Origin of the sequence: Marivirga tractuosa, from assembly GCF_042140215.1 — a bacterium.
In the GTDB taxonomy this organism is placed as follows: domain Bacteria; phylum Bacteroidota; class Bacteroidia; order Cytophagales; family Cyclobacteriaceae; genus Marivirga; species Marivirga tractuosa_A.
In genome coordinates, this window is record NZ_CP159478.1 from 4193006 (window position 1) to 4205495 (window position 12490).

Below are 12490 nucleotides of genomic sequence, written 5' to 3' on the forward strand. Positions count from 1 at the left end.
CTCTTAAACTTCACTTTCTTTTACTTTATTGAGAATCGCTGTTAGGATTCTTAAAATTTCTTCACAGTCCGATAATCTTTGATTTATTTCGTCTGCATCATGAAGTTTAGTATCTCTAATCAACCTTAACCAATAATGAGATTCCCGAGCTTCTTTATATGAAATTGCTAGTTTCGCACTAAAATCCTTTCTTGATTGTCCACCTATACCTTCTTCTACGTTAGCCCCAATAGAAGTTCCTGCTTTAAGTATTTGTGTTGATATAACGAATTGTTTATTAACATTTAATTTCTGTGCTAACCAAATAATCTCCAGAGCAAATTGGTAGCTTTTTTGTTGAATTAAGTTGTCTTTTCTCATCATCTTAAAATTTAAATTAAACATACTTTTGAGCTTAATTTAATCAAGATATTTTTCATTCCATAGATTGCTTTTGACAATTATTAATTCCTTAATTATTAATTACTAATTATCAATAACCGAATCTTTTCAACTTCAAATCCTTTTTCCTCCAGTCTTGCTCTACTTTCACAAAGGTCTCCAGATGGATTTGCTTATTGAAGAAGGTTTCCAAATCCTTGCGAGACTCTATACCTACTTTCTTAATTGCTTCACCACCTTTACCAATGATTATCCCCTTTTGGGATTTTCTTTCTACATATATTTCAGCTCTAATTCTGATGATAGTTTCATCTTCCTTAAATTCTGTTACTACTACCTCACAACTGTAAGGCACTTCTTTTTTATAGTTTTGAAAAATCTTTTCCCTTATGATTTCCTCCACAAAGAATTTTTCAGGCTTATCCGTCATTTCATCTTTAGGGAAATATGGAGGATGAACCGGTAATAAATCAGTTAATTGACCAAATAGATTCTCAATATTGACTTTCTCCAAAGCCGAGATCATAATTTGATAATCTGGCTCAATGATTTCTGCCCAATATTTCATTTTGTCTTCTGCTTGCGAACCTTTCGATTGGTCAATTTTATTCATCACCAAAATGATTGGAACCCCACTTTTTTTTATTCTATCAATTAAAAGATCGCCTTCCTCATGCTTTTCATATAAATCAGTTACAAACAATAAAATATCTGCATCCTCTAGTGCCGATTTCACAAATCGCATCATGGAATTATGCAGTTCATATTGAGGCGCTAAAATCCCAGGAGTATCAGAATACACGATTTGAAAGTCTTCCCCACTCAAAATCCCCATAATTCTATGGCGAGTAGTTTGAGCTTTAGAAGTAATTATAGAAAGGCGTTCACCCACCAAAGCATTCATCAAGGTGGATTTCCCCACATTTGGCTTTCCTACTATACTTACAAATCCGGCTTTGTGCTGATTTTCTGACATTAATTAAAATTTATTTTGCAAAGGTACTTGATTTTTCGAAAACCTTATCATACCTTTGTAATCCTTTTGAAGGAAACACCAGAAAAAGTGTTCAAATCGAGAGTTTATATCGCGGGGTGGAGCAGTTGGTAGCTCGTTGGGCTCATAACCCAAAGGTCACAGGTTCGAGTCCTGTCCCCGCTACTACAAAGCCTGTTTAATGAAAATTAAGCAGGCTTTTTTATTTAGGGGTACAGTATGGGGTACACTTTTATATTATTTTTTTCTACTCATCCAACCGTCTTTTTACTTCTTCCCTATCAAAATCTGGCGGTGTTATTTTAAACCTGCTATCATCCTTTTGCAAGCCATAACCCTTTATTTGAAATTGCCTCAAATCATTAATTGGTAAAGTGGTTAATAAAACGGCATCATTTTCACCTCCCTTAAGTCTAATCAAATCTCTAAACTCTGTTTTAGAGGGCTGGGTCACTCTAGAATCACCATAATCTGAGCTATTCACTTGGATAAAAAAACAGTGTAGGTCTCTGGATGAAGATTCAATTATATTAGAAAAATAATTAATATCTCTATTGTATTCAGTTGCTACTACAAAATCTACTTTTGATCTGAAGATAGATCTATGATTAATATCAGCTAACTCATAACAGTTATATGTGGAAAAATTCACGCCTGACCAATTATACAATTCATAGTAAGGATTGCTTTTGGGAACTGAAAAACCAAAACTCTCAATAATAAACTTTTCGTTTGGAGAATAATGATTTTTGAGTCTTAACCCCATGTAGACATCAGATATCCCAGAAAATCGCAATGGCAATAAAACAGCTTGAAAATTATAGACTGTATTTTCACTATTAATATGCTCAAGACCTAAGATAATCCCTATATTATTCTTTCTGACGAAGCTATTAAGCAAAGTTAACCATCGATACGGTACCGAGTTTTCAGGTAAAACTATTATATCTGCTTTTAATGTTTTAGCTTCATTTAACATTTTAATCAATGCCTCTTTTCTATCCTTTGTCAATACTGAATTACCTTTAATACTTTTTTCAATATTCTTTGAATCAATTCGATGATTTGCTATTGCAACTCTTAATTTTTGCTTTTTTATAGAGCTTGGCACTACTACATTTGAATATTTTACACCACTTTTAGATTTCTTCTTTTTGATATAATATTTTTTTCTGAGATCTTCTTTAAATGAACTTTCTTGCACATCATCTCCTACAGTTTTGTATAAAACACGAAACAATTCCTCCTTATCATCTAAGAATCTATTCTCGTAATTAATTTTATAGAATAAATTAAATGAGGAGTCTTGAAGGTCCTTGAGAGTCTCATTCTGATCTTTTTCTCCATTTGCAAACAGATTACTCAACATCTTATAATTTACTATTTCCGAAAAAGGAACATATCTTGGTGAATACTTAATTGATTTCTTATCAATATTCTGTTTTTCAAATTTCGGATCAATTAAATTATTTTCATGGCTCTTTGTACAATAATCGGTGAATGTTATCGCTGGTGAGTTTAAATAGGTGTTTCTTAAAAGATTCGATTTCCTAAAATGTTTAATTTTCAAAATAATATCATCTATTTCAGGTCGAATAAGATTATATATTGATCTACTTCTAAGGAAAGAGGGGTTTAAACTTGAAGCAAGTGATAAACTAACTGTTAAAAAAGACTTTAAATGTTTTTTACATTGCTTGAGAGTAGCTTCATCAATTGTCAGTTCATCATCTGATTCTAATTCAAGTGAATTTATTGATTTTATCTGTTCCGCATAAAATAATCCTATTTTATCAAATTCATTATGTATAACTAAAAATGTAAATATTTTCTCCCAGAGTGTGAAAAATTCGATTCCTAAGACACCTTTAAAAATATTTAATATTTCGTAAGAAGTATTACCATTATCGCTTATAGGCGGGATAGTTGATTTAAATATTTTTTTTGCAATATATTTAGAAGCGGAAAACTTATCTATTCTTAAATCTCTAATGCTATTTAATTTGTTACTAGAATCTGAATAATTAAAATCATGTGCCTCTTCACCTAAATTTTCATTAAAAGACTCTTCAGGAAGGAAATTAAATTCACTACTACTTTTTAAGATATTATTTTGGAATTTATCAAGTACAGCTTTTGACCCACCTCCTTCAAAATCACTTAATGTTATTTTATCAGGAGAAATTAATAAATTCTCATAACCTACTATACCAAAACTATTATCTGAGACTTTTTCTAAAATATCTTTCTTGACAAAATTTTCTAGCAAAAATGCCTCGATTGTGTGTTTTGTATCGTAATCTAATTTAGGATTCTGAATAACAATTAATACATCATCAACATAGCGTGAATAAGATACTGGATTCAAATTAGTGATAATATTTTTATCAAAGTCAGACAAATACCAATTTGCTATAATGCCAGAAGTTAAAAAGCCAATTGGAAGAATGATAGCATTTCCATTATTAAATAGTTGGCTATATTTTATATGTATTTTTTCTATTATGTCAGTAAGAAAATCTAATTCATCATCACCTATTTCTTGCTTTAATTTACTGAAATCTATATTGCAACTATGATAAAATGATTTTATGTCAAGACCTACAATTGCTACATCTTTTTTCTCATCTAACAATTGACTGGCTTTTTTTATAGATTTATCTCTCCACTTCTGATATTGATCAAAATATCTTTTGTATAAACTTAATCCAGAATTTACAACTTTAGAATTTTTCTCTATCTCCAATCGGTTACCATAATTATCGTCTGAAATATTTTCTTCAATTCTATACCCTATTTTCAAAATCCAAATAACTGAGATTATATGTAATTCAATTGGGATATCAGCGAAATAAGATAGTTTCGAGATTTTTTTACTCTTTGATAAAAACCTGTTGCTTAAAATAGACCCTTTAGTAGTAATTTCTTGCTCTTTGAACGATTTAGGAAGTACCTTAAAATCAATTTCATTTAATAAATTTTCTAAAAAAGCCTGTTCAGTTTCTTCATAATTATTTAGAAAATCGGCTATTTTTAATATCTTCTGTTCAAAGCCAGAATTAGATTCAAATTCCGCCAATTTATCTCGCATAAAAAGCAAATTTGCATCATAGTATACATTATGCTTCAATTTTAGGTAAGCCACCTTTACATCTGAAGGCATTATTTTTTGAACAATATTTCCCATGTTGATAAGGTGTTTTATATTTTAATCTATTTTATTTCGTGATCTGGAAATTAACCTAGGTAATTTTATATTAATTATACCAATTATTTTATCAAAGAATCGTGTTTTGAAATCTAATAATATGAATTTCTTATCTAAACTTACCCCTATTTCCCAATAAATTCCCTTAATTTAAAGGTTGATTGAACCATAGCACCCATTTTACACGCTTATGACTTATAATATCCTGACTCCCCGAAAATCGCTGAATAAGGCTTTTCTGAAAGTTAAACCCAATCGTTCACAGATTGACAGCTTTAAGCATCAGCTTTCTTCGCTTTTGGAGCAGATTAAGGAGGGGGAATCAGAGGAATTTCATAAGAATATTATAGCGGATTTTTTAAAGAACACCTATTACGCACCCGATTACTACATCAATACGAAAGGGCGTAATGATCAAGTAATTCATAACGGCAAAAACACTAAAAGTTCTGTAGGGGTAATTATTGAAGCCAAAAGCCCTACTAATAAAACAGAAATGCCCCTTAAGGATAAAATCAACACTAAAGCCATGCAGGAATTGGTGTTGTATTTCCTGAGAGAACGGATTACGCAATCCAATACGGAGGTGCGCCATTTAGTGATTACGAACATACACGAATGGTTCGTATTTGATGCGCACCTATTCGACACCCTATTTGCACGGGATAAAAAACTGGTCAGTAAGTTTAAGGAATTTGAGGCGGGTACACTTTCGGCTACCAATACAGAACATTTCTACAAAGAAATCGCAAAACCAGCTATTGAAGCGGTAGAGAATGAAATCAGCTTTACTTATTTCAATATAAATGACTACGATAAAGCACTGAAAAGTAGTAAGGAGCATGATAGTAAGCTGATAGTGCTTTACAAACTGCTTTCTCCTGAGCATTTGCTCAAATTGCCGTTTGCTAACGACAGCAACTCATTAGACAAGAGCTTTTATAATGAATTGCTTTACATCATGGGCTTAGAGGAATTTCAGGAAAAAGGAAAGAAACTCATACAGCGTAAGCCTGAGAAAGATAGAATTTATGGTACGCTACTGGAATCGGTAATCTCTAAACTAGAAAGCCGTGGCGAGTTGCACCGACTGGACAATCCACAGCAATACGGTAAAAATACGGAGGAGCGTTTATTCAACGTAGGATTACAATTGGTGATTACGTGGCTGAACCGTATTCTCTTCTTAAAACTACTAGAAGCGCAATTGCTGGACTACAACCAAGGGGATAAAAGCTTTTCCTTTCTGAGTTTGAAGCGGATAGGCAATTTCAATAAATTGGCTGATTTGTTTTTCAACGTACTGGCAGTACCCACCGATAAACGAAAACCCGCTTTTCAAGAAGCTTTTGCTAAAGTACCTTATCTGAATTCCAGCCTTTTTGAAGCCAATGAACTAGAAAACCGTGCATTACACATTGATACGCTGGATGCTACGGAAACTATACCGATTTACCGTAGCACAGTACTGAAAGACCCTAACGGCAAAAAAAGAACGGGAGAACTTCCCGTTTTGGAATATCTCTTCGCTTTTCTGGAATCATACGATTTCAGCAGTGAGGGTTCAGAGGAAATTCAGGAGGAAAATAAAACCCTCATCAATGCCTCAGTTTTAGGATTGATATTTGAAAAGATCAATGGCTATAAAGACGGCTCTTTCTTTACTCCAGGCTTTATCACCATGTATATGTGCCGAGAAACTATCCGTAGAGCGGTGGTGGAGAAATTCAACACTCACTATGAATGGAAATGCAAAGATTTTGGTGAACTGAAAGAGGACTTGCATGCTGAAATTAAGCATAGCGATTTGGGTAGAAAAGCCGTGAGAGCGCAAGCCAATCAGTTGATAAATGACTTAAAAATCTGTGACCCTGCTGTGGGTTCTGGTCACTTCTTGGTATCGGCTTTAAACGAATTAATCGCCATTAAACATGAACTGAGCATACTTTGCGATAGAAATGGTGAACCGCTTAGTGATTATCAAATCAGCATAGAAAATGATGAACTGATTATTATTGATTTGGAAGATAGGCTGTTTACCTACCAACCCACTCACGATAAGAGCCAAAGGATGCAAGAAGCTCTATTTCATGAAAAGCAGGAACTAATTGAAAAATGCTTGTTTGGGGTGGATATCAACCCCAATTCGGTAAAAATATGCCGATTGCGACTTTGGATTGAGTTATTGAAAAGTGCGTACTATAAGCGTGTTGATAGGGTGCAAAACTCCTCTCCTGTTTGTGATGCTGATTATGAAATAAGGGAATTGGAAACCCTGCCGAATATTGACATCAACATTAAAACGGGTAATTCGCTTGTAAGTCGATTTAGTATAAATGCTGATTTAAGTGATGCATTAAAAAGTCTGAAATATACTATTAGTGATTATAGAACATTTGTTTCTAATTACAAAGAGGCCAAAGATAAAGAATATAAAAGAGGTCTTGAAATAATTCTATCTCAAATCAAAGACAACTTCCAATCAAATACTGATGACGGATTCAAAGATAAAATCACCAAATCAAGGGTTGCCGTAACCAAATTATTAACAGAAATAAATACTAAAAAACAGTGGGGCGAGAAAATTCCGAAGAAGGTAAAAGACAAACTTGAAAAAGCTACAAAAAAACAAGCGAGATTAGAAAAAGAAAAATCAGATATACTAAATAATAAGATATTTGAAAATGCTTTTGAATGGCGATTTGAGTTTCCTGAAGTACTGGATAATGAAGGTAATTTTATTGGCTTTGATGTTGTGATTGGGAATCCACCTTATGGCGTAAACTTCAATAAAAGTGACGCGAATTTCATTAAAAAGATTTACGAAACTTTCAATTCCAGAGGCGAAAGTTATGTGTTATTTATTGAAAAGGGACAACAAATTCTGAAATTAAATGGGCGCTTAAACTATATAACTCCAGATACTGTACTGAATTTAGGTTTTACTCAAGAATTGCGAAATTTTTTATTGCAAAAAACGATGTTAGAGGAATTGGTACTACTTCCATCTAATGTTTTTAATGACGCAGTCGTTGATACGATTCTTCTTTTTACTCTTAATGTTAAACCAAAAGCAGCCAAAAATTATCCTGTTCGAGTGAAAACGTTTGGTAAAAAGCTATACAAAGTCAATTTAGACGAAGCTACAAACTCCTTCCAAACACCAATTTCCTATTGGTCTAAAGAGTTAGGGTTCAATGTCCAAAGCAACAAAAAAGATCTTGAACTTATAGATAGAATTGATACACTTTATCCAAGAATTGAAGAGTTTGCAGGAATGTACTCTGGCATAAAAGTTTATGAAGTAGGTAAGGGAAAACCATCTCAAACACCAGAAATCAGAGATGAAAAGCCATACACATCCTTAATTAAAAAATCTGATGATTGGTCTCCTTTTATTGATGGTAAGCACATTGGTTTTTACACATTGCTTTGGAATGAGAATAACTGGATTAATTATGGTGAATGGCTAGCAGCTCCTCGGAATGCGGAAAATTTTGAGGGAGAAAAAATACTTATTCGTAAGATTACAAGTGACCGTTTGATATCCACCTATGTACCTTATACTTCTTACTGCAATACGCTCCTCTTTGTGTTAAAACTCAAAAAAAAGATCGCAAAGCATAGCTATCAATCGATTCTTGGAATCTTAAACTCAAAATTTATAGGCTGGTATTTTCGCAAGAAATTTCAAATTTCAGATGACGATACATTTCCACAAATTATGATAAGGGATATTCTTCAGTTCAGTATTCCTAATGTTTGGAATTCTACAAGTGAAAATATCGACATATATGCCAGTCGAATTCTAGAAGCAAAGATGGACGATCCAAAAGCCGACACCACCTCTTTAGAGCAAGAGATAGACCAAATAGTTTATGAGTTGTATGGGTTGACGGAAGAGGAGATTAAGATAGTGGAAGGGGGTGTTGGGTGAAAGTTTTAAAATTTATTTTAGGCTTTATAGCGATCGTTCTTTCCATAGTAATAATAGTCAGCTATTTTATCGGAAGTGTTTTCTTTTTCTACGGAGTTATTATAAGATTCATTGAGTTTACATTTGATTCTTTGGACAGAATAAACGATTCTGTATTAGCAGCCATAATATCAGCAGTAGCCACAATTGTTGTTGGATTTGCTTATTGGTTGTACAAAGGCAAAATAGAAGAAGATCGCAAAAAATTAGAAGATAAGAAAAAAGCTTATCACGAACTTTTAACAATACTATTCAATGATAAAAATGATTTTAACGAGGAAAAGATAAATTCAAATCTAATTGTATTTGGCTCTACTGAAGTCTTTAATTTGTGGTATCAAAATAGAATTGAAAATAAGAATGAATTAATTGTCAAAATAGGAGAAGAATTGGGACACAAAGGCTCAAAATTTTCTGAAAAAGAAATAAGGTCATATGAAACGTGATTTAAAACTGATCAAAGAAATTTTAATTAAGATCGAGTCGAAAGAAACTCTGAATGCTGAAAATATAGTTGAATTTAACGGATATACGGAAAGTCAAATCACATACCATATTATGCTCCTTGATCAGGTAGGTTTTATTGAGACACTAAATGCTTCTGATAACGATGGTTTTGAATTTTGGCCTAAATATTTAACATGGAATGGACAAGAGTTTCTGGCTACAATAAGAAATGATTCAGCTTGGAATAAATTTAAAGGTAAACTAAGTGGAAAAATTTCTAATATTCCGTTTAGCGCCCTTCAAATAATATTGCAAAAATTAATCACAGAAAGCTATTGAAAATGAAGTGCAGTTTAGCTGCAACTTATATAGAGACGTTTGAATTGATAAAACCTTATTTGAAAGAGGATGAGTAAACCAAAGGGATTTTATATATTTTGTGATGAATCTGTGAAAAAAGATAGGTATTTTTCTAACTTTTATGGAGGTGTTTTACTTACTAAAGAGGATTTTCAGTTTGTTAATAATGCCCTAAAAAGTAAAGTAATTGACTTAAACCTAGAAGATTCTGAGTTGAAGTGGAGTAATATTAATACCTATCGGGTAGAGTCATATTGTGAAGTAATGGAGGTATTTTTTACAGCAATCTCCAATGGCTTAATAAAAATGAGAGTCATGTTTACAGACAACCGATTTATACCCACTAATTTGAAAGAAGGGCAAAATAAATTAGAATATCAGTTACTTTACTATCAATTTATCAAGAACATTTTTGGCTTTAGATATTTGCAATCTGACTATCCACTTGATTTAGAGCTTTATTTTGATGTGCTTCCTGACAATAGGAAGAAAAATAAACAGTTTAAAAATTTCATATATGGAATTCAATTTCTTCCTGAATTAAGAAATGCAAATCTTGCAATAAAGAGAGAATCAATTTATGAAGTAGATTCAAAAAAGCATATTATACTTCAATGCACCGATATTGTACTTGGTGCAATTGCTTTTAGATTAAATAGACATCATAAAGATAAACCAACCAACTCTTACAGAAGAGGGAAAAGAACTATTGCAAAAGAAAAGGTTTACAAATTCATTAATCAGAAAATAAGAGAAATAAGACCTAATTTCAATATCGGGATTTCGACTGGAATAGATCATGACCCTTTAAATAGATTTACTCATCCGTACAGGCATTGGCTTTTTATACCAAAGGAGCATGAATATAAAGAAAGAAAATAAAAAAAAACGCTCCAAGCATTCCTAATAAAATCCTACGTAGCACGTAAGCCTTCAAAATGCTAAAAGCGTTTTCAATTGTAAAACAGCAATATTTCTATATTAATTCAAAATGAGATCAAAATTTTTTGATGTTTTCTTAGTAATTTGCTATTTGCAATAGTTATTATGATTATAAGATTCAACGATATTGGTTCATCACTTGGAACACGTGCAAAAGGTCAAGAGATACGTAAAGTTATCTTAGGTGCACTTGAACAAGGAGATTTTGTCAAATTTGATTTGACAGGAGTTAAAGTTATGTCTCATAGTTTTGCTGATGAATGTTTCGGCAAGATTTTATTAGAGGTAGATTTACAGTTTTTAAAATCTAACAGCACCTTTAAAAATGCTAATTCAGCTGTTTCTAAAACAATTTCTTTTGTTTTAAAAAGCAGAATGCAAGATATCTTGGAGACAGCTTAAAAGTACCCTATATAGCAAGCTTATATACTGTACTATAAAATTTGATGAATGAGCCCGAACATGCTTCGGGCTTTTTTTATGCTCTTCTCATTTTAATCTTTTAAAATAATCAAAACCCTCCCCCTCTTTTAAAGTTTATACCCATAGATTAAAATTTATGGTCACACTATCCCTCATCCACTATTCCGAAAACAAATACTGGGCATTTAAGCAAATGCAACTACTCCCGCCTCGATTAGCTAAAACCGATGGATGCAGCTTTGCGAAATTATTGGGAACTGGCAGTGGCTTTGGTTTCAGTTTATGGCCTGATTTTTCCACTTATGCCTTATTGATGAAATGGGAAAATGAAGAGAAAGCAGAAAAATTCTTCCTGAATTCCGAAAGTTTCAAAGAATTAAAATTTAAATCTGCAGAAATAGAAACTCATTTTCTAGAATCACTTGGAGCACATGGAAGTTGGTATGGAAAGAATCCGTTTCCTGAAAAAGCTGATTATGCTGGAGGAAAAATAGCAGTTATCACAAGGGCCAGAATCAATATCAATAAACTCCCAAGATTCTGGCAATTTGTCCCCAAAGCCAGCAAAGCCATTGAAAATGCAAAGGGATTAATCTTCACAAAAGGAATTGGTGAATGGCCACTAATTGAACAAGCCACTTTCAGTATTTGGGAAAACGAGCAAGCCATGAAGGATTATGCTTATACAGATGTTCACAAAGAAATCATTGGAAAGGTAAAGAAAGAAAATTGGTATAAAGAAGAAATGTTTAGTCGGTTTAATTACATTAAGAGCATTAAGCACTAACACCAAAAGCCATTATCCGTTAGTTTTCATAAGACACAAAATCAGCTAATCATGAAAAATATTTTAATCCTATCCTTCCTTTTTGTCCTATTTCAAGCCTGCGGTCAAAAAAACAAAATAGAATCAAAAGAAAAAGTTAATCTAAAACTTAATGAGCAGTTTGGAGACTATTGGTATCAGGGTGAAGCTGAGTTGACTTCCTATGATCTAGAGCAAGTTCGATATGGTGAAAAAAGAAAAGGTGAAGCTGTGCTTATTTTTGTTACAGAAGATTTTTCAAAAAGTAAGCAAGTAAAACTGAACAATCCAAAAGAAGCTGGAGATGATGCAGAAAAAGTTTTAAAACTTAATTTCACCAAGAAATTCAAAACGGGAATTTACCCTTATTCCATCATGACTTCTGTTTTTTCACCTGTTTATCCTGAAAGTGATTTGCATGCACGAAAAGTCAGCACTTCAGTTCAGGAATGGTGCGGCCATGTTTTTATGCAACTTAACAACAAGGGAAATAACTATAATTTATTGGGCCGCTCTTATTTTGAAAGCGAAGGAGATATTGAAATTGACCTGGATAAAGTTTGGTTGGAAGATGAGCTTTGGACTTTATTAAGGCTTGACCCAAATCAAATTCCGGAAGGAGAAATCCAGCTTTTTCCCTCTACTCAATATTTACGTTTAAAACATAAAGATTTAAAAGCATATACTGCTAATGTGAGCATCATTAAAAATGATAGTTTAAATGAATTGAAAATTGAAGTCGCTGAGTTGGAGCGTGAATTATCAATATTCTACAAAAAGGAACATCCTTACCAAATAGAAAAATGGGAAGAAAGCTATCCAGAAAATGGAGAGATAATGACAACTACAGCCACTCTCAAAAAACGTAATATGCTGGATTATTGGAATAAAAACAGTCTTAAAGATAGTGTTTACAGAGAGAAATTAGAGCTGAAGTTTTGATGACACTTAGAT

The 12490-nt window shown here is 32.7% G+C and carries 10 protein-coding genes and 1 tRNA gene; 8 read left to right on the forward strand and 3 right to left on the reverse strand.

Translation table 11 applies throughout. The features are described 5' to 3' along the window. Window positions 1–3 precede the first annotated feature (3 nt). Window positions 4–363 carry a four helix bundle protein gene (locus ABWH96_RS18750; RefSeq protein ID WP_375579034.1) on the reverse strand — a complete coding sequence of 120 codons (360 nt, stop codon included), beginning with the start codon at window positions 361–363 and terminating at the stop codon, window positions 4–6. Between the two features lie 109 nt (window positions 364–472). After that, the gene (era, locus tag ABWH96_RS18755) at window positions 473–1357 is read right to left on the reverse strand and encodes a GTPase Era (protein WP_375579035.1); all 885 of its coding nucleotides are present in this window, start codon (window positions 1355–1357) and stop codon (window positions 473–475) included. Between the two features lie 110 nt (window positions 1358–1467). Between era and ABWH96_RS18760 the strand changes: the two genes are divergently transcribed. Then, a tRNA-Met gene (locus ABWH96_RS18760) sits at window positions 1468–1540 on the forward strand. Window positions 1541–1622: 82 nt separating this feature from the next. Here ABWH96_RS18760 and ABWH96_RS18765 read toward each other — a convergent pair. Then, window positions 1623–4562 (reverse strand): hypothetical protein, encoded by a 2940-nt coding sequence (locus ABWH96_RS18765; protein ID WP_375579036.1) that lies wholly within the window; start codon window positions 4560–4562, stop codon window positions 1623–1625. A gap of 211 nt (window positions 4563–4773) precedes the next feature. Here ABWH96_RS18765 and ABWH96_RS18770 point away from each other — a divergent pair, with 211 nt between their 5' ends. From ABWH96_RS18770 to ABWH96_RS18800, 7 genes are all read left to right on the forward strand, one after another. After that, the gene (locus ABWH96_RS18770) at window positions 4774–8520 is read left to right on the forward strand and encodes an Eco57I restriction-modification methylase domain-containing protein (RefSeq protein ID WP_375579037.1); all 3747 of its coding nucleotides are present in this window, start codon (window positions 4774–4776) and stop codon (window positions 8518–8520) included. Beyond that, window positions 8517–9005: a hypothetical protein gene (locus tag ABWH96_RS18775; RefSeq protein ID WP_375579038.1), complete on the forward strand. Its 489-nt coding sequence runs from the start codon at window positions 8517–8519 to the stop codon at window positions 9003–9005. Before ABWH96_RS18770 ends, ABWH96_RS18775 begins: the two co-directional genes overlap by 4 nt. Then, the gene (locus tag ABWH96_RS18780; RefSeq protein WP_375579039.1) at window positions 8995–9345 is read left to right on the forward strand and encodes a DUF2513 domain-containing protein; all 351 of its coding nucleotides are present in this window, start codon (window positions 8995–8997) and stop codon (window positions 9343–9345) included. The genes ABWH96_RS18775 and ABWH96_RS18780 overlap by 11 nt, the downstream gene beginning before the upstream one ends. Before the next feature lie 69 nt (window positions 9346–9414). After that, a complete protein-coding gene (locus tag ABWH96_RS18785; protein WP_375579040.1) occupies window positions 9415–10248 on the forward strand; it encodes a DUF3800 domain-containing protein in 834 nt (277 codons plus the stop codon). A 165-nt stretch (window positions 10249–10413) separates the two neighbouring features. Further along, a complete protein-coding gene (locus ABWH96_RS18790; protein ID WP_375579041.1) occupies window positions 10414–10710 on the forward strand; it encodes an STAS-like domain-containing protein in 297 nt (98 codons plus the stop codon). 157 nt (window positions 10711–10867) lie between these two features. Beyond that, window positions 10868–11518, forward strand: a complete 651-nt coding sequence (locus tag ABWH96_RS18795) for a spheroidene monooxygenase (RefSeq protein WP_375579042.1) — start codon at window positions 10868–10870, stop codon at window positions 11516–11518. Between the two features lie 51 nt (window positions 11519–11569). After that, window positions 11570–12478, forward strand: a complete 909-nt coding sequence (locus ABWH96_RS18800) for a hypothetical protein (RefSeq protein WP_375579043.1) — start codon at window positions 11570–11572, stop codon at window positions 12476–12478. The last annotated feature ends 12 nt before the right edge of the window (window positions 12479–12490 follow it).